The organism is Streptomyces sp. R33, from assembly GCF_041200175.1.
GTDB classification, from domain to species: Bacteria; Actinomycetota; Actinomycetes; order Streptomycetales; family Streptomycetaceae; genus Streptomyces; species Streptomyces katrae_B.
Genome location: NZ_CP165727.1, coordinates 1,816,975 through 1,841,698 on the forward strand (window position 1 = coordinate 1,816,975; position 24,724 = coordinate 1,841,698).

The following is a 24,724-nucleotide window of genomic DNA, read 5'->3' on the forward strand; positions in this document are numbered from 1 at the left end:
GAGGAGGAACCGCTCATGCCCTCACCCAAGGCCGTCGCGAGACGAAGGACCCGCAGGTCCGCTCTCGTGGCCGCACTCGGCGCGCTCGGCCTGCTGGGCGCGTTCACCGTGGCCAACTCGCAGGCGGCGGACGGCAGTACGCAGACGACCCGGCCGGCGACCGCCGCCGCGGGGCTGCCGGCGTACGACCACGTGGTGGTCGTCGTCTACGAGAACAAGCAGTACGGCGAGATCATCGGCAGCGCGAACGCCCCGTACATCAACCAGCTGGCGAACGGCGGCGCGAGTCTGACCGGCATGAAGGCGCTGACTCACCCCAGCCAGCCGAACTACTTCAACCTGTTCTCCGGCGCCACCCAGGGCATCACCGGGGACGGCTGCTACACCCCGCAGTCGATGACCGCCGCGAACCTCGGCCAGGAGCTGATCGCGGCCGGGAAGACCTTCGCGACGTACAACGAGGACCTGCCGGCCGAGGGGTCCACGGCCTGCACGAACGGCCAGTACGCGCAGAAGCACAATCCGTGGTTCGCCTTCAAGAACGTTCCGCTGGGCACCGGCAAGACCTGGGCGCAGTTCCCGCAGAACAACTTCGCGGCGCTGCCCAACCTGTCGTTCGTCGTCCCGAACCAGTGCAACGACATGCACTCGTGCTCGGTCAACACGGGAGACACCTGGACGAAGAACAACATCGACGCCTACGCCCAGTGGGCGAAGGCCAACAACAGCCTGCTGGTGCTGACGTGGGACGAGGACAACTACCTCGGCTCCAACCAGATCGCGACCGTGTTCTCCGGGGCGAACGTCAAGGCCGGCAAGTACGCCACCGCCTACAGCCACCACCATCTGCTGCGCACCTTCGAGGACCTGTTCGGTACGGCGACGCACGCGGGGAACGCGGCGAACGTGCAGCCGATCAGCGAGGTGTTCGCCGGTTCCACGGACCCCACACCCACGCCCACACCGACGCCCACACCGACGCCCACGCCCACTCCGACCCCGACCCCGACGCCCACTCCGACGGCCGGCGCCCTGCAGCTCGCCGACCCCGGCCCGCAAAGCTGCAAGTTCAACCAGTCCTGCACCATCCGGCTCACCGCGAGCGGCGGCAGGCCGCCGATCCGGTACTCCGCCACCGGTCTGCCGTGGGGACTGACCATCGACGCGGACACCGGCCGCATCAGCGGCAAGCCGTGGGCGAGCGGCACCGTGCAGGTGACGGCCACCGCCACCGACTCGGCCGGGGCGAGCGCGAGCACCACGTTCGCGCTGACCCTCACCTGGTTCTGACCGGCGCGGACACCGGCCGGGCGAGGTGCAAGCGGGTGTGGAAGCTGCCCGCCGACTCCTTCCCGGCCGGGTCCTCGCCCAGTGCCGTGACGGCGGCGACCGCACGCTGCTGCTCTCCGGGATCCGTGAAGCGCCGCTGGGGGTTCGTGCGCTCGGCGCGCTCCACGGTGAGCCCGTAGGACTCCAGGCAGGCGGCGATCGCCCGGTAGTCGTGGGTGCGCAGGACGAAGGCGGCCACCGGCACCGGCCGGCCGACGGCGGTGAGCAGCCGGGCGAACGTGCGCTCGGTGAGGAAGCTGGTGCCTCCGGTGATGGTGATCAGGCCGACGCCGGGCGCGGAGCGCCGCAGCCGGTCCCCCGGCTCCGCGCTCTCCAGGTTCACGCAGTACCCCTCGTCGAGCAGGCCGGCGGCCACCGCGTAGTCCACGGCGGGGCGCGAGACGTCGATGCCGATGGCCCGCACGGTCTCGGGACGGCGTCGGGCGGCGTAGAAGTCGCGGTCTCGGCTGATGAGTTCGGCGGTGGTCAGGCCTGCCGCCTCGGGCGAGGTGTAGTGCGCGTACAGCGCCGGCAGGGTCACGTCGTGGTTCACGAGGGCCGCGTTGATCCCGTACGAGCAGCACAGGTCGAGCATCGTCCGCCGTCCGGCCTCCAGTTCGCCGGCCAGGGCGCGGAACACCGGCTGGGCGTGGGCGGGTGTCTGGTATCCGTACGGCCCGAGAGCGGTGAAGTAACCGCGGGGGTCCGGGAGCACGTAGACGTCGTCGAAGCTGGTCATGTCTGCTGTGGTCATCGGTCGGACGTCTCCCTGGTCCAGGACGTGGCTCGGCGGCTCAGTCGTATCCCGCCGGACGAGGTGCCCGAAAGGCCGCCGATCCGGCCAGCGGCACGCGTCCGCGCTTCCGTGCCCGGCGGGCCGTCGCGGCGTAGGGTCGGCCCATGGCGGAGGCACGGCGGACTCTCGAAGGCAAGGTCGCCCTGGTGGCCGGGGCGACGCGGGGCGCGGGCCGGGGCACCGCGGTCCAGCTGGGCGCGCAGGGCGCGACGGTGTACGTGACGGGGCGCAGTACGCGCGGCAGCCGTTCGGAGTACGACCGGCCGGAGACCGTCGAGGAGACGGCGGAGCTGGTCACGGCGGCGGGCGGGCAGGGCATCGCCGTGGTCGCGGACCACCTGGTGCCGGCGCAGGTGGAGGCGCTGGTCGGGCGGATCGACGCCGAGCAGGGGCGCCTGGACGTGCTGGTGAACGACATCTGGGGCGGCGAGCGGCTCTTCGAGTGGGACAGCACGGTGTGGGAGCACGACCTGGACAACGGGCTGCGCATCCTGCGGCTCGCGGTGGAGACCCACGCCGTCACCAGCCATTTCGCGCTGCCTCTGATGCTGCGCACGCCGGGCGGGCTGGTGGTGGAGATGACGGACGGCACGGCCGGGTACAACGCGGCGAACTACCGCGTCTCGTTCTTCTACGACCTCGCCAAGTCGGCCGTCCTGCGGATGGCGTTCGCCCTCGGGCACGAGCTGGGGACGCGTGGCGCGACGGCGGTGGCACTGACGCCGGGCTGGCTGCGCTCGGAGATGATGCTGGACAACTTCGGCGTGAGCGAAGCGAATTGGCGGGACGCGCTGGCCAAGGTCCCGCACTTCGCCATCTCCGAGACCCCGTCGTACGTCGGGCGGGCGGTCGCGGCGCTGGCCGCGGACCCGGAGGTCTCCCGCTGGAACGGGCAGTCGCTCTCCAGCGGGCAGCTGGCCCGGGTCTACGGGTTCACGGACCTCGACGGGAGCCGGCCGGACGCCTGGCGGTATCTGGTCGAGGTCCAGGACCCGGGCCTCCCGGCGGACGTGACCGGATACCGCTGAGCGCGCCGGCCGGTCAGGCCCGCTCCGACGGCCTTCAGGGCAGCCGGAGTTCGCGGGCGGCGCCGAGCGGGGCGAAGAACCGCTCCACGTCGGCGTCGGAGACATCGGCGAGCGCGGACGGGGACCACCGGGGGTTGCGGTCCTTGTCGACGACCTGGGCCCGGATGCCCTCCACCAGGTCGGGCGCGCGCAGGGCGTTGCAGGACACCCGGTACTCCTGGACCAGCACCTGCTCCAGCGGGCCCAGGGCGCGGGCCCGGCGGACCGCGGCGAGGGTGACCTTGAGGGAGGTCGGGGACTTGGCCAGGAGCGTCTCGGCGGCCTCCTTGGCGGCCGGATCGCCCTCGGCCAGCAGCCGTTCGACGATCTCCTCGACGGTGTCCGCCGCGTAGCAGCGGTCGATCCAGTCGCGCCGGTCGGCCAGTTCCCCGGGGGCGGGGGTCCCGGAGTACTGCGCCAGCACCTCGCCCGCGGGCGCTCCGGAGAGGGCCCCAGTCAGTTCCGGGAGCCGGCCGGCGGGCACGAAGTGGTCGGCGAGTCCGCACAGCAGCGCGTCGGCGGCGCCCACGGCCGTTCCGGTGAGCGCGAGGTGGGTGCCGAGCAGGCCGGGGGCGCGGCCGAGCAGGTAGGTGCCGCCGACGTCCGGGACGAAGCCGATGCCCGTCTCGGGCATGGCGACGCGGGAGCGCTCGGTGACGACGCGGACGCTGCCGTGGGCCGAGACGCCGACGCCGCCGCCCATCACGATGCCGTCCATGAGGGCGACGTACGGCTTGGGGTAGCGGGCGATCCGGGCGTTGAGCCGGTACTCGTCGCGCCAGAAGTCTGCGGAAGCGGTGGTTCCGGCCTTGGCGTCGTCGTGTATGGCCCGGATGTCCCCGCCGGCGCACAGGCCGCGTTCGCCGGCGCCGCGGATCAGGACCTGGTCGACGCCGGGGTCCTGCTCCCAGGCGCGCAGGGCCTCGTCGATCCGCAGCACCATGGGGTGGGTGAGGGCGTTGAGGGCCCTGGGACGGTTGAGTGTGATCAGCCCCGTCCGGCCATCGGTGGCGAGCAGGACCGTGTCATCGACGGCTTCTTCGGTCTTCACACCGGCCAGTATGGAGCGTGGGCGGGCATGCGGAAGATCATTCTGATGAGTTCGGTCTCCCTCGAAGGCTTCGGCGTCGTACGGCTCCGGTACGGGCGCGCGTAGTACACCCCGCGCTCACAGCCCGCGCGGGTGCGCTCCCGGCGTGTGGCCGAAGGCCCGCCGGAAGACGTCGATGAAGGCGCTCGCGGAGGACCAGCCGCAGCGGTGCGCGACCGCGGTGACCGGGGTGCCGACGGCCAGCAGCCGCAGCGCCCGGTGCAGCCGCAGCTGGGTGCGCCACTGCGGGAAGGTCATGCCCAGCTCGGCGCGGAACAGCCGGCTCAGCGTCCGCTCGCCCGCCCCGGCGCCCGCCGCGGCGCTCAGCGCGGCCAGGCCGCGGGAGTCCGCCGGATCGGCGTGCAGCAGGGCGCACACCGCCGCCAGCCGGGGATCGGCGGGCGCGGGCAGGTGCAGCGGCTGCAGCGGCGAGGCCCGCAGCTGGTCGAGCAGCACCCCGAGCATCCGGCGGCGCTGGGGGCTGCCGTCCTCGGGGGCCCGCGTGTAGGCCAGGATCAGCTCCCGCAGCAGCGGTCCGACGGCGATCACGGCGGGGGTGTCGAGGGACAGCGGGTTGAGGTGGGTCGGCAGCCCGACGGAGTGCAGGTCGGTCCGCCCGTACGCACGGTGCTCGTGCACCGTCCCGGCCGGGATCCACAGCGCGCGGGTCGTGGGCGCCACCCACGTACCGGCGTCGGTGGTGATGGACAGCACGCCGGAACCGGCGTAGGCGATCTGGTGGTCGTCGTGCCGGTGCGGGTCGATCCCGACGCCCGTGTCGAGCTCGCGGATGCTGGTCGCGGCCCGGGGAGTGTGGCGGATTTTCTGCATCACCCGGCAATTTATCGGAAGCGGGCCGCCCCCGACACCGGAGATTCTCGACCGGTGAACCCATCGAAAAGCGCTGCAGGGCAGCTCACCGCAACCACCGGACGAACCGCCGCCGGGACCGCTCCGGCACGGCGGCGCCGCATCGCCGCCCACGCGGCCGGGCATTCCTGCGTGGACGTCTACCAGGGCGCCGTCGCGGCCCTGGTCCCCTTCCTGGTCTCGGAGCGCGCGTACGGCTACGCCGCCGCCTCCGGCGTCGTGCTGGCCGCCTCGCTGCTGTCCTCCGTGGTCCAGCCGCTGTTCGGGGCGCTGACCGACCGCCGCCCGATGCCGTGGCTGATCCCGCTGAGCACCGCCGCCGCCGGGCTGGGCATCGCCCTGGTCGGCGCGGACGCCGGCTATCCGGCCACCGTCGCCGCGGTCGCCCTGTCCGGGCTGGGTGTGGCCGCGTACCACCCGGCGGCCGCCCGGCTGGTCCGCACGAGCGCGGGCGGCCCCGGGCACGCGGCGATGAGCTGGTTCGCGCTCGGCGGCAACATCGGCTTCGCGTGTGCGCCGCTGCTCGTCGTGGGGGCCCTGTCGGTGCCCGGCCCGGCGGGCTGGTGGCTACTGGCCGTCCCCGCGGCGCTCGGAGTCGTACTGAACCTCCCCCGGCCGGCGCCGGACCGTACGGCCGGACCGGAGGCATCGCAGGCGGCGGGAGGCGCGCACGCGTCGGCCGGGCCCGAGGACCGCCGGGCCTTCCTGCGGCTCTCCCTCGTGGTGGTCGTCCGGTCCGTCGCGTTCATCGGGCTGAGCACGTTCATCGCCTTGTACGTACGCGAGCGCGGCGGTGGTGAAACCGCGGGGGCGGTGGCCCTGTTCGCCCTCTTCGCCGGCAGCGCTGGCGGCACCCTGCTCGGCGGCCGGCTGGCCTCCCGCTGGGGGCGGGTCACCACCGTCCGCCGGGCGTACGCGGCGGCCGCCCCCGCCGTCGCGGGCGTGCTCTTCCTGCCGCTGCCCCTGGTGTACGTCTGCGCGGCACTGGCGGCCGCCGCCCTGTACGTGCCGTTCTCGCTCCAGGTCACACTGGGCCAGGACTACCTGCCGGCCCGCATGGGCACGGCGAGCGGGGTCACCCTCGGCCTGACGGTCAGCGTGGGCGGCGTGGCGAGCCCCTTCATCGGCGCCCTCGCGGACGCCACCTCCGTACGGACGGCCCTGCTCCCCCTGGCCGTTCTCCCGCTGCTGGCCTGGGCCCTGGCCCGGCGGCTGCCGGAACCCGCGCCGGGCGCCTGAAGGGCGGCCGGGCCCCTGAAGGGCGGCCCGGCCGCCCGGGGTCAGCCCTTCGGGAGGGCGCGGTGGGCCTGCCAGGCGGCCAGGGCCTGCGGCCGGGTGCCCTCCGGGTGGCGGGCGTGCCAGTCGCGCAGGAAGCGGTTGAACTCGAACTGGGCGGCGACCTCCTGGGGTTCGGCCGCCCGGGCCCGGGTGCCGTGCCAGTGGGCGACGGCCTCGGCGAGGGTGTGTCCCGCGTGCCGGGCGACGTAGTCCCGCATGAAGGCGTCGAAATGGAATCCGGGCCCGATCTCCCGGACGAAGTACTCCCGGAGCACCTGGCTGCACCGCTGGCCCTCCGGGATCACGGTGTCCCCGTCGACGGGGGCCGTGAGCTGCCGCCCTGTGCTGCGGCGCCGGGCCCGGACCGGTTCCGGCGGCCGGAGCCCGTCGAGCGCCGCGGCCAGCCGGGCCGTCAGCGCGACCTTTCCACCCCCAGCGGAAAGGCCCATCTCTCGCGCGAGCGAGGACAGTTCGGCCAGCGTCCAGTACCAGCGCGTCAGCTCCGCCCCGGTCAGCGCCGGGGTCAGGGAGGGCCGGGACTCCCCGGCATTCGTACTCATGTTCCCATTTTAGGGGCGGGGACCGCCCGGCCGCCGCCACGCCGGTCGGCACGGACCAGGCGGCCGGGAAGGTGCGACCCGGGTTTCATGGGCCTGACCCGTGACGCCCGGATCCACCCGAGGAGATCCCGTGACCGCCACAGCCGACCGCACCCGCCCGACCCTCGACGACGGCACCGCCCTGGTCCTGATCGACCTCCAGCAGGGCATCCTGGCGCTGCCCACCACCCGGCCCGCCGCCGAGATCCTCGCGAACGGCATCACTCTCGCCGAAGCGTTCCGCGCCCGGAAGCTCCCGGTGGTGCTGGTCAGGGTCGCCTGGTCGCCCGATGGCGGCGACCTGCCCACCACCGACGTCGACCGCCCGGGCCCGGCCACCGCGCCGCCCGCCGCCTTCTCGGAGATCCCGGCCGAGCTCGCCGCCCTCGGCGACGTCGTCGTGACCAAGCGCCACTGGGGCGCCTTCACCGGGACCGAGCTCGACCTCCAGCTGCGCCGCCGCGGCATCCACCGGATCGTCCTGGCCGGCATCTCCACCAGCGTCGGCGTCGAGTCCACCGCGCGTACGGCCTGGGAGCACAGCTATTCCCTGGTCTTCGCCGAGGACGCCACGGCCGACACGGACCCCGCGTCCCACGCCCATTCGTTCGGCAAGATCTTCCCGCGCATCGGCAAGGTCAGCACGACCGCGGAGATCATCGCCGCGCTGAACGCCTGACGATATCCGGCCATTCACGCGTGGTCATGATCTGACGTGACATCAAATGGCCTGAATTGGTGCCGTTTCAGCTGTGGTTATGCTCATCACCCAAGTGAACGAGGACTTTTATCGATCGCTTATGGGCAGAGTGGGGCGGCCGATTGACACCCCCACGCGACCGCATGACCGGAGAACCGATGGACCGCAACCTTGTCATCCAGACCCCCGCTGGTGGCCAGGAGTTCGACGAGAGCCAAGTTCCGCTCTACTACAGCCGCAAGACCGTGGAAATCCTCCACAAGTACGGCCCCGGACCAAGGGTCCATTTCCACATGGGCCTCTTCGCCCCCGGGGCGACGCCGAACACCACGGTCACCCAACGCGTGCTCAAGCGCCGCATCGTGGAGTCCCAGGAGGCCATCGTCGAGCACGCCGCCCGCAGCTGGGGGGCGTACACCACACCCCCCGGCAGCGTCCTCGACATCGGCTGCGGAGTCGGCGGCGGGTCGCTCTACTGGGCCCAGGAGCACGGTGCGACGGTCACAGGGCTCACCGTCGCGGCCGATCACATACCCGTGATCGAGGACTTCGCCCGCCAGGCGGGCGTGGGCGACCGCGTCACCCCCCTCCTGGCCGACGTGCACGCGTTCACCGCCGACCGGAAGTACGACGCCGCGTACGCCAACGAGAGCTCCGGCTACATGGACCGCGAGCGGCTCTTCCAGGTCGTGGCCCGGTCGCTGAAGCCCGGCGGCTGGTTCGGCATCCAGGAGCACTTCATCTGCCGGCCCGAGTGGACCGAGTTCATCGACGGCTACTACAAGACGCGCCTCGGCACCCTCACCGAGTACCTGGCCGCCGCCGAGGCGGCCGGTTTTGAACTGGAGCAGGACGAGGACGTCACCGACCGCGTCGCCGAGTTCTGGGTCCAGTCCATGGCCTGGAACACCGCCGAACTGGACCGTGCGGAAGGCTGCGGCACCCCGTCCCACTGGTCGTGCGAGCGGCTCCGGGAGTCCGCCATCACACACGGCAAGCTGTTCCGCATCTGGCGCGACCACGCGCTGGAGACCCGGCTCCTGCTGTTCCGTCTCGGCGGGGGCAGCTGACGATGGCACCCGCGTACGGCGAGAACACCCGCCCCTCCCGCATCGGCTGGCAGCTGCCGCCGTTCTACTGGCCGTTCGAGAGGGGCCTGATCCACCCCAAGGCGGCCGAGCTCGAAGAGCGCTCCATCGCCTGGATCGACGCTTTCGGCCTCTACCCGGACGCCACCGAGCGCGCCTGGGGACTGGCCACGCGCAGCTCCGACCTCGTCAGCCGGATCCTCCCCTACGGCGACGTGGAGACGATGCTGCTCTTCGCCCAGTGGAGCTACTGGGCCTTCGCCGCCGACGACTGGCAGGACTCGGACACCGGTGCCGCTCGTACGGCGGCCGTCGCCGACCACGGGGCCCGGCTGATCCGTACGCTCGAGGTGCCCGGCTCCGGCCTCCTTGCGCCGGGACCGCACACGGCCGCACTGGACGACCTGGTCGCACGCACCCGGTCGATACTCACCTCGGAGCAGCTCCACCGCCTCACCGAGGGCCTGCGGGACTGGATTTTCGGCGCCGCCGCGCAGACGGCGACCGATGAGCGAGGCATTATGCCGAGCCTCAACGACTTCGCATCGACACGCATATCGGTCGGCGCGACCCGGTTCCTGCTGACCTGGTGCGATGTGGCGAACGGGATCCACGTACCGGGTGACGTGCTGTACTCCGCGCCCGTCCAGGCTCTGACCGACGCCGCCGGGTTCATCGTCGCCTGCGACAACGACGTGTTCTCGTACAACAAGGACGACCACCACCAGCCGCTGGAGCAGAACCTGCTCAACGTACTGGCCCGGCACCACGGCTGTACGCCCGCCGAGGCGCTGCCCGCCGCGTATGCGCTACGGGACCGGTCCGTGACGCTGTTCGTCCGACTGCGCGAGCAGCTGGCACGCAACGCCGACGAGCAGCTCGCGCGCCACCTCGTCTCCGTGGAGCACTGGGTGTCGGGGGACACCGAGTACCACAACCGGGCGCCACGATACGCCAGTCCGCGCAACCGCAACGCGCTTCCCGTCGAGGGGGCCTCGTTCGACATCACCTGGAGCGACACGCCCAGCGACCCGAGCACCGAGCCGCTGCCGATCCCGGCTCTCGCCTGGTGGTGGCAGCAGCTCGACGACTCGTCGCGCTGAAGTCAGCGGCGGCGGCGCAGGCGCGCCCACCAGGAGGCCCGGCCCGCCGGCCGCTCCCCCGCGGCGGGGACGGCCGTCGGCGCCGTCCGGGGCGGCTGGGCGGCCGGCCGGGGTACCGGCGTGGACCCGGTGACGGTGCTGCCGCGCGGGGTGAACCGTACGGGCAGCGCCACCAGGTGGCGGGACATGAGCGAGGACTTCCACTGGAGCTCGTCCTCGGGGACGGCCAGCTCCAGGTCAGGCAGCCGGGTCAGCAGGGTGTCGATGCCGGTGTCCGCGATGGCCCGGCCGATGTCCTGCCCGGGACACTCGTGCGGGCCGCTGCTGAAGGCCAGGTGGGAGCGGTTGCCGTGAACGGGCTCGGTCGCGTCGGGCCGGATCTCGGGGTCGACGTTGCCCGCCCCCAGGCCGAGCAGCAGCATGTCCCCGGCCTTGATCCGGGTTCCGGCCAGCTCCGTGTCACCGGTGGCCCAGCGTCCGAGGACCGTCATGAGCGGAGGCTCGTCCCACAGGACCTGCTCCAGCGCGTCCGGCAGCGTCATGTGCCCGCCGGAGAGGTTCGCGCGGAAGCGGCGGTCCGTGAGCACCACGCGCAGGGTGTTCGCGATCAGGTTGGCGGTCGTCTCGAAGGCCGCGATCAGCACCAGCCGCAGGTGCTCCACGATCTCCTCGTCGCCGAGCGCCGTGGGGTGCTCCAGCAACCAGGTGGTGAAGTCCCGGCCGGGCACCTCCCGCTTGCGTGCAACGAGTTCCCGGAGGGTGACCGAGATGTACTCGAAGCTCGCGACGGCCGTCTCGGTGCCCTGGATCATGTCGCGGGCCGCCTCGACGAGACGCGGGCCGTAGGACTCCGGCGCCCCGACGAGCTGGGTCATCACCAGCATCGGCAACGGCTCGGCGAAGGCGGCGACCAGGTCACCCTTCCCGGACTCGACGAAGGCGTCGATCAGCTGGTCGGCGAAGCGCTTCACGTACCGGCGGACGCCGCGGCGGTCGAAGCGCTCCAGGGACTCGGTGATCGCTCCGCGCAGCCGCTCGTGCTCGACGCCGTCGACGAAGTGACACACGGGCTGCCATGCGGTCATCGGCGTCAGGGGGTGGTCGGCCGGAACGTTTCCCTCCTGCTGGTCCCGCCAGTGGCGCGGGTCGCGGGCGAACCGGGACGGGGTGCGCGCCACGTCCAGGTTCTCGCGGTGGCCCAGCACCAGCCAGGCCGGGAGGTCGCCCTGGACGAGGACGGGCGCCACCGCGCCGTACTCGGCGCGCAGCTTCTCGTACAGGCCCATGGGGTCGGCCTCGGCCTCGGGCCCGTAGAGCCGGTGGGCCGGGCAGCCGGGCGGCGGGGCGGCCGCACCCGGCTGGGGGACGGGGGTGGTGCTCACAGTGCCTCCGGGGTCGCGGCGAGGGAGTGCAGGTAGCGCATCAGCGTCATCAGGACGTCGCGGCTGGAGTCGCGCCGCCGGGCGTCACAGAAGACGAGCGGTACAGACGCGGGCAGGTCGAGGGCGGCGCGCAGCTCCTCCAGGGGGTGCTCGGGCGCGTCGGGGAAGGAGTTGACGGCGACCACGAACGGTACTCCGCGCTCTTCCAGCCGGCCGATCACGTCGAAGCTGACCTCCAGCCTGCGGGTGTCGACCAGGACCACCGCGCCGAGCGCGCCCTCGAACAGGCCGCGCCACAGGAACCAGAAGCGCTCCTGGCCCGGCGTGCCGAAGAGGTAGAGCACCAGCTCCTCGTTGATGCTGATGCGGCCGAAGTCCATGGCCACGGTGGTGGAGGTCTTGCGTTCCACCCCCGCCGTGTCGTCGACGCCGACCCCGGCCTGGGTCATCGTCTCCTCGGTGGTGAGCGGCCGGATCTCGCTGACCGAGCCGACGAGGGTCGTCTTGCCGACCCCGAAGCCGCCCACGATCACCACCTTGACTGCGGCGGCGGCCGTGGCCGGCAGCGCGTCCTCGCGCCGGGGCGCGGTGGCCCGGTCAGAGCTTTCGAAGTCCATCGATGACTGCCTCAATCAGTGCCAGGTCCGGGAGTTTGGCGGGTGCGACGGGTGGGCGGGAGAGCACGTGCTTGGCGGCGAGCAGGTCACCGAGGAGTACGGTGACCACGCTCACCGGCAGGCCGAGATACGCGGAGATCTCGGCCACCGAGAGCGGCGACTGGCACAGCCGCATGATCGCCGCGTGCTCCGGCTGCATCCCGGGCCTGGGACCCGACTTGGCGATGATCAGCGTGACGAGGTCGACGTGGGTGGGGACTAACCCCCCACTGCGGCCGCCGGTGATCACGTAGAGCCGCTCGGGAGTGCCGTCCTCCCAGTCCCCGCCGGGGTTGCTCACGCCGGCTGCCCGTCGCGGCGCGGCGGGCTGCTCAGGTGTTCTCCGATCCGGGCGACGAGGTCGCGCATGCGCTGGCCCATCAGGCCCGCGTCGACGCCTTCGTCGGCCAGCACGGCGAGGAAGGCGCCGGCACCGGCCGCCATCAGGTAGAAGAAGCCGCCGTCCATCTCGATGACGACGAGCCGCATCCGCCCGCTGCTGCCCGGGAGTTCGGAGGCGACGGCTCCGGCGAGGCTCTGCAGTCCGGCGCAGGCTGCGGCGAGCCGGTCGGCGGTGTCGGTCTCCGCGCCGTACTGCGCCATGCGCAGGCCGTCGGCGGAGAGGACGACGACGTGGCGGGTCTGCGGAACGCTCTCGGCCAGGTCCTTGAGCATCCAGTCCATATTGGTCTGCTGCTGACTCATGGCTGTTCCCCCTTGCTCGCCGAGGCCGGCGAGGCGTCTGTGTTCTGGCTTGCTGCGCCGCTCCGGCTCGCGGTGGTCTGGCTCGCGGTGGTCTGGCTCGCGGTGGTCTGGCTCGCGGCGGTCTGGCTGTCCCCCGACAGGCCGCCCTGGAAGGCGGCGAGCCACATCCCGGGCTGTACCTCGGGCTGGGGGTCGGGCGCGGGCGCGGGCACGGCTCCGTACCCGTATCCGGCGCGGTCCGCGGCCGCCTCGGCCGCTGCCGTGATCCGGTCCCCGGTGGCGATCGGCTCCGGCGCCACGGCGCGGGTCTTGCGGCGGCGCTGCGGCAGGCCGTTCGGGGTCCGCTCGGTCACGGCGGGCACCTCGTCGGCGGCTGCCGGCATCCGGGGGCCGGTGACCGGGCGGGCAGCCGGTACTCCGGAGTCTGCGACCGCTGCCCCGGTCACGGCTGCGCCGGCCGGCGCCGGCGGGAGGGCGGCGCGGGGGCCCGAGGCGGTGCCGATGCCGTGGGCGACGCCGGTCGCGGCGGACGCGGTGGTGATCAGCTGTTGCGGGATGACGAGCACGGCCCGTACGCCGCCGTACGCCGACGCGCGCAGCGAGACCTGGAAGTCGTACGCCTGCGAGAGCCGGCCGACCACGGCGAGGCCCAGGCGCGGGGTCTCCCCGAGGTCGGTGAGGTCGATGCCCTGCTGCGCCTGGCGGAGCATGCGCTCGGCCCGCTTGCGGGCCTCCTCGCTCATGCTCACGCCGCCGTCCTCGATCTCGACGGCGATGCCCGAGTTCACGTCCACGGCGGTCAGATGGACCTTGGTCTGCGGCGGCGAGTAGCGGGTGGCGTTGTCCAGAAGCTCGGCGAGCGCGTGGATGAGCGGCTCGACGGCCGGTCCGACGACGGCGACCTGCGAGACCGAGTGGAGCTCGACGCGCTGGTAGTCGATGATCCGCGACATGGCACCGCGCAGCACGCTGTACAGCGGGACGGCCTTGCTCCACTGGCGGCCGGGCCGCGCACCGCCGAGTACGGCGATGGAGTCGGCGAGACGGCCGATGAGGGCCGTGCCGTGGTCGAGCCGCAGCAGGTCGCCGAACACCTCCGGGCTGCGGCCGTGCCGGTCCTCCATCTCCCGCAGTTCCTGGGCCTGTTGGTGCACGATGGCCTGGACGCGGCGGGCGATGTTGACGAAGGCCCGCTGCGCGGAGTCGCGCAGGTCCTCCTCGGCGACGACGGCGTCGAGCACCGAGCGCAGCACGGCGTGGTGCGCCGCCCTGAACTCCGGCGTCAGGCCGGGCCCGTGGATGTCGGGCTCCTCCAGGGAGGCGAGCACCTCCTCGGGGAACTCCCCCTTGCGCAGCCGCTCCACGACATCGGGCAGCAGCTCCTGCGCCAGCCGCACGGTCTCGGCCTGCTGCCGGTGCAGGGCCGCCTCGTGCGCGGCGACCGTCAGCCGCAGCGCGGCCACCGCCTTGCCGCGCCGGGCGGCCTCACCGCAGGACAGGGCAACGGCCACGAAGGCCACGGCGCCGATCCAGGCGACGGGGGTGCGGGCAGGTGCGGACACCTGCGCCACGGCGATCGCCGCAGCAGCGGCGGTCAGCAGGGCGGGCAGCGCCCATGCGACGGGTGAGGTGGGCCCTGGACTTCCGGGCGACGATCCCACGCGAACCATCAGAACCCTCAAACGATCGAAAGCGAATGATCATATGACAACGGCCCGGAATCTTAGCGTCTATGTGCACGGCTCTTGACAGCAGGTCATGATCCGGACGCAGCAGGCGGGTTGGCCCTCCCCGATCTGGCCGAAACCCGCAGCCCCGTCACCAATCCCACGTGCCCCGAGCAGCCCCCGCCACCCCAGTCCGCGCACGCGTCCGCCCCCACCACCACCCACCCGAAGCCCCTGACCCGCCACCCAGGGAACGGCCGAATCCCACCACCGCCGGCCAAGCGGCTCATCGCCCGCTCGTCATGCGGCCAGGACGCGACCCGGGCGACGACGGTCTCCCGCGAACTCCTCCCTCACGTAAGTGGCATCGCAGGGCATCGTGCCTAGCGGCGGCAGGGGGCACTGACGTCCAGGTCGCTCAGGTAGCGCTCGTACTCGGGCCCGGAGAGCTCGTCCGGGACCAGGGCGCACAGGGTGCGGCGCCAGGTGGTGATGTCGATGCCGCGCCAGGTGAGGGAGCCGTCGGCGGTGAGGGTGAGCAGGCCGCCGTCGGGGACGGGGAAGATCCGCACGAAACCGGGTCCGCCCAGCGGCCAGGAGCCGAGCGTGTCGCCGGTCGCCGCGTCCCAGAAGTTCAGGCGGCTCTCCGTGTCGGTGTCGGAGGCCTGCATGACGAGCCGGGAGTCCGGGCTGAACACGGCGCGAGTGTGGGCGTTTCGGGCCACGACGGAAGCGGTGACAACAGTGCCGTCGGACACGTCGAGGACGGAGGTGCGGGAGTCGCTGTCGACCACCGCCACCTTCGACCCGTCGTCGCTCACCACGACATCGTCGATCCTCTGGCCGGTGACCTTCGTCTCGCGGACGTGCCGCAGCTTGCCGTCTGCGGTCCAGCGCCACACGGTGGCCGTGCCGAAGACGTCGGTGGCTGCCAGCACCCTGGCGTCCTTGCTGACCGCGAGCCGGTCGATGCCCTTCTTGTCCGTCAGCACCTGGCTGACCTCCATGGTGCGCAGGTCGACCACCATGACCCCCTGGGGCCAGACGCCCACGACATGCTGGTCGTCGCCCACCGTCTCGATGGTGTGCGTTCCCTTGCCGTTGTAGAGGTAGGGGCCCTTGGCGCTGAGCGTGCGCTCCTTGCTCCCGCTGGTGGGGCCGTCCCAGACGGAGAGGCTGCCCGCGCTGTCCGCGAACACGACGCGGCGGCCGTCACGAGAAGCCGTGAAGGCCTCGGCCCCGTGGAGGAGGCTGCCGGCCTTGATCGGGCCGGTATTCGGATCGGTGAGCAGCCAAATATCAGTACCGCCCTGTGCGTTCTTGCGGAAGCCGACCCGGCCGTCATCGGACAGCTCGGCGGGCCTGAGTCCGTCGTCATTGGGGAGCGTTCGGACGGTCGGGGCGCTCCCGCGGAAGAGGGACACCGCGCCGTCGTCGGATCCGGCGGCAACCCACATGCCGTCTCCGGAAGCGGAGAGGCTCTGCACCTGGAAGCCGAACGAACCGAGGGTGCGCTGCTTGCGGCGCTGGGTGTCGTAGACGGCGACGGTCGCGTTCTCGGCGCCGATCAGGATCTGGCGGTTGTCGGGCGTCGGGGCGGTGATCAGGGCTGCACCGGACGTCGGGGGCTCGGCCCTGGGGGAGGCGTGCAGCTTGCCGGCGTCGTCGAAGGAGAGCGTGACGGCATCCGAGCCGGCGTCGGAACGGCTGAGCTCGGCGCCGGATGCCGTGTCCCAGACCGCCATGCGCAGAGCGTCGACGTTCGGCTCGTGGAAGGCCGCGGCCATCCGGCTCCCGTCACGGGACAGCGCGAAGGCCTTCAGGTGCATGAAGGCGCCTGCGAGGTCCTCGCCCTTGCTCGCGACGATCTCGCGGAGCAGCTTCCCCCGTCGTACGTCCCACACGTCGATCACGTTGAACGAGCGCTCCATGAAGAGCAGCCCGCCGTCGGCGCTGAGTTCGAAGACACCGCCACCGAGTGGTAAGCCCTTCGCCTGCAGCACCGGCAGGTCCTTGCCGGAGCGAATGTCGAAGAGGTGGATGTGCTGCTGCTCACCCTTCGGGGCGTCGGCGTCCCATCCTGTGCAGTAGGCGAACGTGCTGCCGTCGCGGCTCACCGCCACCCGCGTCGGGCTGCTGCTGCCGCCGGACCCGACGAAGTCGGCGGCAACGCCCGAGCCGCCTTGGAAGTGCCGGGCCGCGTTGGCGTTGGCCTCCACCGCCCGGGCCAGGGCCTGGGCGGACTCGCTGGTCGGCTTGACCTGGTCGGCGTAGAGGGCGTACTGGGCGGACTTGCGCGGGTCGATGTCAGCGATCTGCACCGCACGGGCCGAGAGGGCCTGGGAGGCGGAGGTACGGGCGCGGGCGAGGGCCTCTTCGCGTTTCGCAGTTGCGTAGAAGAAGGCGCTCGTGGTGGCTACGGCGAGGGCCGCCAGCAGGGCCAGCGCCGCGTTCTTGGTGCGGTTCCTCCTGCGCTGCTGGCGCAGGTCCTCGCTTTCCAGCTCGTCCTTGGTGCAGCCATGGACCGCGGCCGCGAGGGTGGCCACCTTGCCGCGGAACTCACCCGGCTTCAAGGCACGTTCGGCCGGCTCGCTCGCGCGAAACCTCCGTAGGTCCACCCACAGCGGCTCGGTGCGAAACACGCCACGCAATACCTCGGCGGGAATGGCGGTCGTGCGAACCCAGTCGAAGTCGCCGGCTGCCTCGTCCCAATGGATCTCGCCGTCACTGAGCGCGATCAGGAACCGGCCACGGGCTTCGGCCTCGGGGTGGTCACGCCAGAAGACGAGCTCCTCGCGGACCCAGCGCGAGGCCGCCGCCTCGGGAGAGGCGATGTAGATGAAGTACCGGGACCGCTCCAGCTCTTTCAGGATGGAACCCGGGAGATCGGTGCTCGCGCCCAGGCTGTCGGTGTCCCGGAAGACGTTGAGCGCACGCAGGCTCTGCCAGGGACGGCCGATCTTGTGCAGTCCCTTGTGGACGGAAGCGGCCAGGGGGACGTCGGCCTTGTGGCTGTACGAGATGAAGGCGTCGCGTTGCATGTACTCATTCCTTGTGGGGGCTGCAGGGCGCGGTGATGTCCAGGCCCTTGAGGATGCCGTGCGGTCCCTTCTGGAGTGCCTCCGCCAGCGGAACGTCCGCCCGATGGCTGTGGGAGACGAAGGCATCGCACTTCAAGATCGTCCCCCCCCTGACGCCCCGCACTCGACCTCGCAACTCGTAGAGTGGCATGCGGAGTTCTTGCCACGGGAAGGTTGCGGGGATGGGTTTGCGACAGAGGTTGGGGCGGCGGCGCGGTGGTGGCGGGTTCGCGCCGCAGGAGATCACGGTCAAGCTCACCATCCCGTTCGTCGGCGAGATCAGCGGCGTGTGGGAACCCGTGGACCTCGAACGGCAGGCCGCCTGGGAGCTGTACGTCGAACTGGCCACCCGTATCTCCGTCGTTGAGCTCGGCGAAGACGAAGGGCTGCTGCGGGAGGCGCTGTCGTCGCTGTACACGGTCTTCGCGACGACACGAGAGATCCTGCGCCGGTACGGGCCGGCGGTGGCACCCCGCGTGGCACCTGGCAAGGTGACCTTCGGAGCGCTGGCGGTGAATGTCCTGAACTTGTCCATCAGGCCATTACTCAGCAAGTGGCACCCGCTGCTCACCGCGCACGAGGCGGGGCGTGGCAGCCATGTCGATCCGGTCGCGCACGAGCGCCGGTGGGGGCGGGCTGCCGAACTGCGGGCGGAGATCGAGTCCGTGCGCAAGGTGCTGCTGTCGCTGGCCCAGGCGTTGAACGAGGTGGCGGGGGCAGGCGACCTGATCACCGTGCGGGTGCCGCACCAGGCCGATTCCCCGGCGGGTACCGGGACCGCGTCGGGACCGTCCTAGGGGGTGTCGTCAAAGTAGCGTCGTCCGCCCGTGAGGGCGGGGCCGGCGGGGTCTGGTGCGTGTGATCGCAAGGCGGAGGTGGGGGTCCCCCCGCCGAAGGCAGGGGGAGGAGGCGACGCTCGCGTCGTCGACCGACGACAACGCCGCGAGCGCGCGTGCCAGACCCCGCCGGCCTGGGGGCACCTCCCAGCGGTAGCTGGGGGAGGGACTTTGACGACACCCCCTAAGCCACCCCGGCCGGCCGGGGAGTACCTCCGCACGTGGAGACGGTCGGCGCTGCGGGCCGAGCGCCCAAGCCCGCCCAAGGCCGTCCCCGTCAGCCTGGCTGAGCGCTTCCCGGTCTGTGACGAAAGGTGATACGACAGCCGCAGAGAACGCGCAAGAGCCCTGCCTCACCGTAGTGAGACAGGGCTCCGAAATGCGACCACGAGGCGAACCTCTGGTCGGGACGACAGGATTTGAACCTGCGACCCCTTGACCCCCAGTCAAGTGCGCTACCAAGCTGCGCCACGTCCCGTTGTGCTGTTGATCTGGGGTTTCCCCCGTCCCTGCGGCACATGCAGAACATTACCCCACGTGGAGGGGTGCGCATGCACCGGTTTCCGGCGGGAGGGAGGATGGCCCGGTGAACGGACGGGATCGGGACGGTGAGGGGCGGGCGCGGAGCGCGCGGCCCCGGGACGGGCTGGGGCGGCCGCTGCCCTACGGGGCGCAGGGGGTGGAGCGGCAGCCCGAGGGGGTCGTGCGGACGCCCGCCGAGACGCTGGTCGAGGCGCAGCGGCTGCTGGACGGCGGGATGCCGTTCCATGCGCACGAGGTGTTCGAGGACGCCTGGAAGTCCGGCCCGCCGGCCGAGGCACCGCTGTGGCGGGCTCTGGCGCAGCTGGCGGTCGGCCTCACGCACGCCGCACGCGGAAACGCCGTCGGCGGCGCCCGCCTGTTGCGCCGCGGGGCCACTGCCCTGGCCGGGCCCGACACGGGGGACGGGGCGGGGTCGAGCGCCGGAGTCGGCCGGGCGCGGGAGCCCTACGGGATCGACGTGCCGGGGCTGGTCCGCTGGGCCCGGGAGTTGGCCGGGCGGGTTGAGGCCGGGCCGGCCGTCGATGCGGCGGCCGAGGCCCCGCGGCTCGCCGCGCCGCCGGACGGCCCGGACCCTGTCTGACCCCGGCCGGGCTCGCCGGTGGTGCCGCTGCGGGCGGCCGGGGCCCGGCGACGGCTACGCCGGCTCGAGGAGGTCCCAGCGGTTGCCGTAGAGGTCCTCGAAGACGGCCACCGAGCCGTACGTCTCGTGGCGCGGCTCCTCCAGGAAGCGGACGCCCTCCGCCGTCATCCGGGTGTGGTCCCGGGCGAAGTCGTCCGTGTACAGGAAGAAGCCGACCCGGCCGCCCGTCTGGTCCCCGACCCGGGAGCGCTGGGCCTCGTCCTTGGCGCGGGCCAGCAGCAGTGCCGCCTCGGTGGCACCGTTCGGGCGGACCACGACCCAGCGGGAGCCGTCCGGGCGGGCGGTGTCCTCGACGAGGGTGAAGCCGAGGGCGCGGGTGTAGAAGTCGATGGCCTCGTCGTAGTCGTGGACGACGAGCGCGGTGAGGGCGATGTAAGCGGGCATGGGACTCATTCTGCTGGTCCGGTCAGCAGGACCACCTCCAGGGTGCGCGGGCCGTGCACACCTTCCACCCGGTCGAGCTCGATGTCGCTGGTGGCGGAGGGTCCGGAGATCCAGGTCAGCGGCCGCGTCGGGTCGAGGCGGCGCAGGGCCTGCGGGACCGAGTCGACCACCTGGCCGGGCACCCGGACCACGCAGATGTGGTGGTCGGGGACGAGGGTGATGCGGCGACGGCCCTGCTCGGGGCCGCCGTCGAGGACGATCGTGCCGGTCTCGGCGATCGCCAGCGCGCAGCCGGTCACCACACTGTCCACCCTGTCCAGTTCGCCCGCCGTGGACACGGCCCGGTCGTGGATGCGGGTCGGGTCGGCTGCCGAGAGCCAGTACGGGGGCAGGGCCGGCGGCACGAGCACGGTCTGTGCGCCCCGCGCGGCCAGCAGTCGCATCAGGAGCGGCGCGAGGCCGTCCTCGTCCACCCGGTGGACCTTCGCGCGGTACTCGGCGAGGTTCGCGGCGAGGAGGTCCGCCGTCTGCGCCGGCGTACGGGTGCCGTGGACCTGGAAGTAGTCCCGGGGGACGGCGGGGTCCGGGGCGCCGTCCGCCACGGCCCGGCGGATCCGGCCCAGGATGCGGTCCCTGCTGCTCATGCCCGCCCTCCCCGCTCCCGCGCCCACCAGTCGCGGAACGGCTCCGGCGGGAGCTCGGGGAGGTCCCGGGCGTCCGTCCATGCACGGCCGGGGCCCGGCAGCCGGCGCGGCCGCAGCCGCCGGGCCCGGGCCAGGAGGCGCTCCCCCGCGCGCAGCGCGGCCGGGCGGTCCAGGAGCAGGCGGGCGGCCCGCATCGCGGCCCGTTCGGCGGTGTGGCCGTGCGCGGGGCGGATCCGCACGCGGACGCCCTCGCGGGTCACCGGGCCGCCCTGGGCCACCCGTTCGCGCAGGTGGACGAGGACCTCGGGGATGTCGATGGCGACCGGGCAGACCTCGTAGCAGGCCCCGCACAGGGTGGACGCGTACGGCAGCGAGGCGTCGATCTCACTGCCCGTACCCCGCAGTTGGGGGCTGAGGATGGCGCCGATCGGCCCGGGGTAGACCGAGCCGTACGCATGGCCGCCGGCGCGCTCGTACACCGGGCAGACGTTCAGGCACGCGGAGCAACGGATGCAGCGCAGCGCCTGGCGGCCCACCTCGTCGGCGAGGGTGTCGGTGCGGCCGTTGTCGAGGAGGACGAGGTGGAAGGCGGAGGGGCCGTCGCCGTCCGCCCCTCTCGAAGGGCCCAGCCCCGTCCACATCGTCGTGTACGGGTTCATCCGCTCGGCCGTGGACGAGCGCGGCAGCGTCTGGAGGAAGATCTCCAGGTCCCGGAAGGTCGGCACCACCTTCTCGATGCCGACCACCGAGATGAGGGTCTCGGGCAGCGTGAGGCACATCCGGCCGTTGCCCTCGGATTCGAAGACGACCATGGTGCCCGTCTCGGCGACCATGAAGTTGGCGCCGGAGACCGCGACCTTCGCGCGCAGGAACTTCTCGCGCAGGTGGAGGCGGGCGGCCTCGGCGAGCTCGCGCGGGTCGTCGCCGAGGCCATCGGGCGCGGGGCGGCCCCAGCGGCCCATCTCCGCCGCGAAGATCTCCCGGATCTCGGCCCGGTTGCGGTGGATGGCCGGGACGAGGATGTGCGAGGGGCGGTCGTGGCCGAGCTGCACGATGAGCTCGGCCAGGTCGGTCTCGTACGCGGCGATCCCCGCCGCCTCGAGGGCCTCGTTGAGGCCGATCTCCTGGGTGGCCATGGACTTGACCTTGACCACCTCCCGGTGGCCGGTGGCCAGCACCAGCCCGGTCACGATCCGGTTGGCCTCGTCCGCGTCGGCCGCCCAGTGGACGGTGCCGCCGGCGGCCGTCACGGACTCCTCCAGCTGGAGCAGGTAGCGGTCGAGATGGCGCAGGGTGTGGTCCTTGACGGCCTTGCCCGCCGCGCGCAGCCGGTCCCAGTCGGCCAGCTCGGCGACCGCCCGGGCCCGTTTGTCGCGGATGGTGTGGGTGGCGTGCCGGAGGTTGGCGCGCAGCACCCCGTCCCCGACGGCCTCCCGCGCCGCCTCCGGGAAGGCGGGGAAGGCGGGGAACGATGGCATCCCCACGAACGTGCCCGTCATCGCAGCGGTTCCTCCTCCGTCGAGGCCAGGATCTCGGCGAGGTGCAGGGCGCGCATCGCGTCCCCCCTGCGGTGCAGGATCCCGCCGAGATGGGCCAGGCAGGAATTGTCGGCGCCGCACAGCACGTCCGCGCCCGTCCCCACCGCACTGTCGATCTTGTCGGTGCCCATCGCCGCCGACACGTCCGGGTTCTTCACGGCGAAGGTGCCGCCGAAGCCGCAGCACTCCTCGGCGCCGGGCAGCTCGACCAGGTCCAGGCCCTTGACGGCGGCCAGCAGCCGCCGCGGGCGGTCCCCCAGCCCGAGCCCCCGCAAGCCATGACAAGAGGGGTGATAGGTGACGGCGTGCGGGAAGTACGCGCCCACATCGGTCACCCCGAGTACATCGACCAGGAACTCGGTCAGCTCGTAGACGCGCGGTACGAGGTCCTCCGCCTGCGCCACCAGCCCGGAGCCCCGCCCCTCCTGCTCCGCCAGGCGGGCGATGCGCGGGTAGTGGGCGCGGACCATCGCGGCGCAGGAACCCGACGGGGTGACCACGTACGGGTACCCCGCGAAGGCCGCGGCGGTGCGCCGCAGCAGCGGTTCGCTCTCGCGCCGGTAGCCGGTGTTGTACTGCGGCTGGCCGCAGCAGCTCTGGGCCGCCGGGAAGTCCACGCCGACGCCGAGCCGCTCCAGCAGGCGTACGACGGCGATGCCGGTCCGGGGGTACAGCGCGTCGTTGACGCAGGTGACGAACAGGGCGGCACGCATGACGGGCAGAATAGCGGCGTGAAGAAGTTCTCAGTGATCGGCATAGGCGCGGGCGACCCGGACCACCTGACCCTCCAGGCGGTCAAGGCGATCGGCGCGGCGGACGCATTCCTCATCCTGGAGAAGGGCGAGGAGAAGGCGGATCTGACCGGGCTGCGGCGCGCGATGCTCGACGAGCACGCCCGCCCCGGCCACCGGCTCGTGGAGGGCCGCGACCCGGACCGGGACCGGACCCCGGACCAGTACGCGCCGACGGTGGACGGCTGGCGCAGCGCGCGGGCCGAGATCTTCGAGCGGTTCATCGCCGAGGACCTGGCGGAGGGCGAGACCGGGGCGTTCCTGGTCTGGGGCGACCCCTCGCTGTACGACTCCACGCTCGCCATCCTGGACGAGGTGCTGGAGCGGGGCCGGGTGGCGTTCGAGCACGAGGTCGTGCCCGGCATCAGCAGCATCTCCTCGCTGCTGGCCCGGCACCGGACCAACCTGAACCGGGTCGGCCGGCCGGTCCAGATCACCACCGGGCGGCGGCTGGCCGAGGGCTGGCCGCAGGACGTGGACGACGTGGTGGTGATGCTGGACGCGCGCCACGCCTTCACGGCCCACCTCGACCAGGACCTCTTCATCTACTGGGGCGCCTACGTCGGCACCCCGGACGAGATCCTGGTCTCGGGGAAGCTGGCGGAGGTCTCCGGCCGGATCGAGGAACTCCGGACCGAGGCCCGCGCCCGCAAGGGCTGGATCATGGACACGTATCTGCTCCGGCGCGGCTGAGCACCCCTACAGGTAGGCCGGAAGCTCGGCGGCGAGGCGTTCGTACTCCTCGGGCCGGTTGTAGACCTGCCCGCAGACGCGGACGCCTCCGCCGCCCGGCCACGGCCAGATCAGGACCCGGATGCCCAGGTCCGCCGCGATCCGCTCGCGCAGGGCGCGCGCGCCCTCGTAGGTCTCGGCGGTGCCGGGCGGGAGCCGCAGGGAACGCATGGCGAGGCCCTCGGTGTACGGGAGCGGGGTGATCCCGGGGATCTCGGCGAGCAGGGCCGCGCCGTGGGCGGCCAGTGCGCTGTTGTGGGCCCGCACCTTCGCGGCGTCGAGCCGGTCGAGGAGGTCCAGGCCCTCGGGGGCGGCGAGCCAGCCGGTGTAGTCGGCGGTGGCGCGGTTCTCGACGGAGCGGGGGAACCCGTCCGCGTCCTCCCAGGAGGGCACGAGCGCCCGGACCCGGCTCCGGTGTCCGGGGGCGACGGCGAGGACGGCGCTGCCGGAGGGTGCGTACCCCCACTTGTGCAGGTTGCCGAACCAGAAGTCGGCGCCCCCGGCGAGGGGGTCCGCGACCATGCCGGGGGCGTGCGCCCCGTCCACGACGGTGGTGACCCCGCGGGCGGCCAGGTCGGCGAGCAGCCGGGGCGAGGCGATGAGCCGGGCGGTGGGCGAGCTGATGTGGTCGAACAGCGCCACCTTGGTACGGGGCGTCAGCCCGGCCAGCACGGTCTCGCGTACGGCGTCCTCGTCGGGCAGGTTCGGGTCCAGGGCGACGGTGGTGACCCGGGCGCGGCGGGCGGCGGCCGCGACGACGGTGCCGTAGCCGTGGTCGGTGACCAGGATCTCGTCGCCGTCGGCGAACGGGACGGCGTCGAGGGCGAGGTTGGCGCCCTCGGTGGCGTTGGCGATGAAGGCGATGCCGTCGGGGTCGGCGCCGAAGTGCCGTGCGATGCGGGCGCGGGCCCCGGCGATCCGGTCCGCGGCTCCGATGAAGAAGGCGTCGGGATCGGCGTGCGCCTCCTCGCGCAGGGCGGCCTGGGCCTCCTGCACGGGGATCGGCACCGCGCCGAACGACCCGTGGTTGAGGTGGGCGATCTCCGGGTCCAGCCGGAACAGCCCGGGTCCCCCCGGGAACACGGCGGGCCCGGCAGGACGCAACGGCGCGGCGGGGGTGGTCGGGTCGGTCACGGATCCTCCGAGGGGTGGTGTGCGGTTGCCCGCATGATGCGGGCCGCCCCCGGACGCCCGGAAGGGCCAATA

Annotated in this window: 25 protein-coding genes and 1 tRNA gene; 9 read left to right on the forward strand and 17 right to left on the reverse strand. The window is 72.6% G+C overall.

The features are described from left to right. Positions 1-15: 15 nt before the first annotated feature. A complete protein-coding gene (locus AB5J51_RS08700; protein ID WP_369777369.1) occupies positions 16-1,290 on the forward strand; it encodes an alkaline phosphatase family protein in 1,275 nt (424 codons plus the stop codon). Here the strand turns inward: AB5J51_RS08700 and AB5J51_RS08705 are convergent. Further along, positions 1,277-2,083, reverse strand: coding sequence for a hypothetical protein (locus AB5J51_RS08705; RefSeq protein WP_369777370.1), 807 nt, complete (start codon positions 2,081-2,083; stop codon positions 1,277-1,279). The two genes, AB5J51_RS08700 and AB5J51_RS08705, sit on opposite strands and share 14 nt — an antisense overlap. A 146-nt stretch (positions 2,084-2,229) precedes the next feature. Between AB5J51_RS08705 and AB5J51_RS08710 the strand changes: the two genes are divergently transcribed. After that, a complete protein-coding gene (locus AB5J51_RS08710; RefSeq protein WP_369777371.1) occupies positions 2,230-3,153 on the forward strand; it encodes an SDR family oxidoreductase in 924 nt (307 codons plus the stop codon). 34 nt (positions 3,154-3,187) lie between these two features. On the opposite strand, the gene AB5J51_RS08715 is transcribed toward AB5J51_RS08710, so the two are convergent. Beyond that, positions 3,188-4,243 (reverse strand): enoyl-CoA hydratase/isomerase family protein, encoded by a 1,056-nt coding sequence (locus AB5J51_RS08715; RefSeq protein WP_206310731.1) that lies wholly within the window; start codon positions 4,241-4,243, stop codon positions 3,188-3,190. A 117-nt stretch (positions 4,244-4,360) separates the two neighbouring features. Beyond that, positions 4,361-5,113, reverse strand: coding sequence for a helix-turn-helix transcriptional regulator (locus AB5J51_RS08720; protein ID WP_133896316.1), 753 nt, complete (start codon positions 5,111-5,113; stop codon positions 4,361-4,363). 141 nt (positions 5,114-5,254) lie between these two features. On the opposite strand from AB5J51_RS08720, the gene AB5J51_RS08725 reads away from it, so the two are divergent. Next, positions 5,255-6,391, forward strand: a complete 1,137-nt coding sequence (locus tag AB5J51_RS08725) for an MFS transporter (RefSeq protein ID WP_053790052.1) — start codon at positions 5,255-5,257, stop codon at positions 6,389-6,391. A gap of 41 nt (positions 6,392-6,432) precedes the next feature. Here AB5J51_RS08725 and AB5J51_RS08730 read toward each other — a convergent pair whose 3' ends face one another. Further along, complete coding sequence (locus tag AB5J51_RS08730; RefSeq protein WP_369777372.1) at positions 6,433-6,990, reverse strand: DUF6434 domain-containing protein; 558 nt, start codon at positions 6,988-6,990, stop codon at positions 6,433-6,435. Between the two features lie 130 nt (positions 6,991-7,120). Between AB5J51_RS08730 and AB5J51_RS08735 the strand changes: the two genes are divergently transcribed. The 3 genes from AB5J51_RS08735 to AB5J51_RS08745 all read left to right on the forward strand — a co-directional run bounded on the left by AB5J51_RS08735 (position 7,121) and on the right by AB5J51_RS08745 (position 9,920). Continuing rightward, the gene (locus AB5J51_RS08735) at positions 7,121-7,708 is read left to right on the forward strand and encodes a hydrolase (protein ID WP_369777373.1); all 588 of its coding nucleotides are present in this window, start codon (positions 7,121-7,123) and stop codon (positions 7,706-7,708) included. 179 nt (positions 7,709-7,887) lie between these two features. After that, a complete protein-coding gene (locus AB5J51_RS08740) occupies positions 7,888-8,799 on the forward strand; it encodes a cyclopropane-fatty-acyl-phospholipid synthase family protein (RefSeq protein WP_369777374.1) in 912 nt (303 codons plus the stop codon). Positions 8,800-8,801: 2 nt separating this feature from the next. Further along, entirely contained in the window at positions 8,802-9,920 is a 1,119-nt protein-coding gene (locus AB5J51_RS08745; protein ID WP_053790036.1) for a hypothetical protein, read from the forward strand. Positions 9,921-9,922: 2 nt separating this feature from the next. Here the strand turns inward: AB5J51_RS08745 and AB5J51_RS08750 are convergent, their stop codons facing one another. The 7 genes from AB5J51_RS08750 to AB5J51_RS08780 all read right to left on the reverse strand — a co-directional run bounded on the left by AB5J51_RS08750 (position 9,923) and on the right by AB5J51_RS08780 (position 17,507). After that, positions 9,923-11,302, reverse strand: a complete 1,380-nt coding sequence (locus AB5J51_RS08750; RefSeq protein ID WP_053790035.1) for a cytochrome P450 — start codon at positions 11,300-11,302, stop codon at positions 9,923-9,925. Continuing rightward, a complete protein-coding gene (locus tag AB5J51_RS08755; protein ID WP_030297642.1) occupies positions 11,299-11,919 on the reverse strand; it encodes an ATP/GTP-binding protein in 621 nt (206 codons plus the stop codon). The genes AB5J51_RS08750 and AB5J51_RS08755 overlap by 4 nt, the downstream gene beginning before the upstream one ends. Beyond that, positions 11,900-12,259, reverse strand: coding sequence for a DUF742 domain-containing protein (locus AB5J51_RS08760; RefSeq protein WP_030297640.1), 360 nt, complete (start codon positions 12,257-12,259; stop codon positions 11,900-11,902). Before AB5J51_RS08760 ends, AB5J51_RS08755 begins: the two co-directional genes overlap by 20 nt. Continuing rightward, a complete protein-coding gene (locus tag AB5J51_RS08765; protein WP_053790034.1) occupies positions 12,256-12,663 on the reverse strand; it encodes a roadblock/LC7 domain-containing protein in 408 nt (135 codons plus the stop codon). The genes AB5J51_RS08760 and AB5J51_RS08765 overlap by 4 nt, the downstream gene beginning before the upstream one ends. Beyond that, a complete protein-coding gene (locus tag AB5J51_RS08770) occupies positions 12,660-14,333 on the reverse strand; it encodes a sensor histidine kinase (protein ID WP_369777375.1) in 1,674 nt (557 codons plus the stop codon). The genes AB5J51_RS08765 and AB5J51_RS08770 overlap by 4 nt, the downstream gene beginning before the upstream one ends. Positions 14,334-14,713: 380 nt before the next feature. Next, the gene (locus AB5J51_RS08775; RefSeq protein WP_369777376.1) at positions 14,714-17,371 is read right to left on the reverse strand and encodes a TIR domain-containing protein; all 2,658 of its coding nucleotides are present in this window, start codon (positions 17,369-17,371) and stop codon (positions 14,714-14,716) included. Between the two features lie 4 nt (positions 17,372-17,375). Next, the gene (locus tag AB5J51_RS08780) at positions 17,376-17,507 is read right to left on the reverse strand and encodes a hypothetical protein (RefSeq protein WP_276611455.1); all 132 of its coding nucleotides are present in this window, start codon (positions 17,505-17,507) and stop codon (positions 17,376-17,378) included. Positions 17,508-17,592: 85 nt separating this feature from the next. Between AB5J51_RS08780 and AB5J51_RS08785 the strand changes: the two genes are divergently transcribed. Next, positions 17,593-18,207 (forward strand): hypothetical protein, encoded by a 615-nt coding sequence (locus AB5J51_RS08785; RefSeq protein ID WP_234382783.1) that lies wholly within the window; start codon positions 17,593-17,595, stop codon positions 18,205-18,207. Positions 18,208-18,647: 440 nt separating this feature from the next. On the opposite strand, the gene AB5J51_RS08790 is transcribed toward AB5J51_RS08785, so the two are convergent. Then, a tRNA-Pro gene (locus tag AB5J51_RS08790) sits at positions 18,648-18,724 on the reverse strand. A 108-nt stretch (positions 18,725-18,832) separates the two neighbouring features. Here AB5J51_RS08790 and AB5J51_RS08795 point away from each other — a divergent pair. After that, positions 18,833-19,369, forward strand: coding sequence for a DUF309 domain-containing protein (locus AB5J51_RS08795; protein ID WP_369777377.1), 537 nt, complete (start codon positions 18,833-18,835; stop codon positions 19,367-19,369). Between the two features lie 54 nt (positions 19,370-19,423). Here AB5J51_RS08795 and AB5J51_RS08800 read toward each other — a convergent pair whose 3' ends face one another. Genes AB5J51_RS08800 through AB5J51_RS08815 form a run of 4 tightly spaced genes read right to left on the reverse strand, consistent with a single transcriptional unit; the run spans position 19,424 to position 22,708 of the window. Beyond that, positions 19,424-19,813: a VOC family protein gene (locus AB5J51_RS08800; RefSeq protein ID WP_053790031.1), complete on the reverse strand. Its 390-nt coding sequence runs from the start codon at positions 19,811-19,813 to the stop codon at positions 19,424-19,426. A gap of 5 nt (positions 19,814-19,818) precedes the next feature. Continuing rightward, positions 19,819-20,457, reverse strand: coding sequence for an LUD domain-containing protein (locus AB5J51_RS08805; protein ID WP_053790030.1), 639 nt, complete (start codon positions 20,455-20,457; stop codon positions 19,819-19,821). Continuing rightward, positions 20,454-21,956, reverse strand: coding sequence for a lactate utilization protein B (locus AB5J51_RS08810; protein WP_053790029.1), 1,503 nt, complete (start codon positions 21,954-21,956; stop codon positions 20,454-20,456). The genes AB5J51_RS08805 and AB5J51_RS08810 overlap by 4 nt, the downstream gene beginning before the upstream one ends. Next, positions 21,953-22,708, reverse strand: a complete 756-nt coding sequence (locus AB5J51_RS08815) for a (Fe-S)-binding protein (protein WP_136225172.1) — start codon at positions 22,706-22,708, stop codon at positions 21,953-21,955. The genes AB5J51_RS08810 and AB5J51_RS08815 overlap by 4 nt, the downstream gene beginning before the upstream one ends. Positions 22,709-22,726: 18 nt before the next feature. On the opposite strand from AB5J51_RS08815, the gene cobF reads away from it, so the two are divergent. Then, positions 22,727-23,479 carry a precorrin-6A synthase (deacetylating) gene (gene cobF, locus AB5J51_RS08820; RefSeq protein ID WP_030297624.1) on the forward strand — a complete coding sequence of 251 codons (753 nt, stop codon included), beginning with the start codon at positions 22,727-22,729 and terminating at the stop codon, positions 23,477-23,479. 6 nt (positions 23,480-23,485) lie between these two features. On the opposite strand, the gene AB5J51_RS08825 is transcribed toward cobF, so the two are convergent. Beyond that, a complete protein-coding gene (locus tag AB5J51_RS08825) occupies positions 23,486-24,652 on the reverse strand; it encodes an aminotransferase class V-fold PLP-dependent enzyme (RefSeq protein ID WP_369777378.1) in 1,167 nt (388 codons plus the stop codon). Positions 24,653-24,724: the final 72 nt, after the last annotated feature.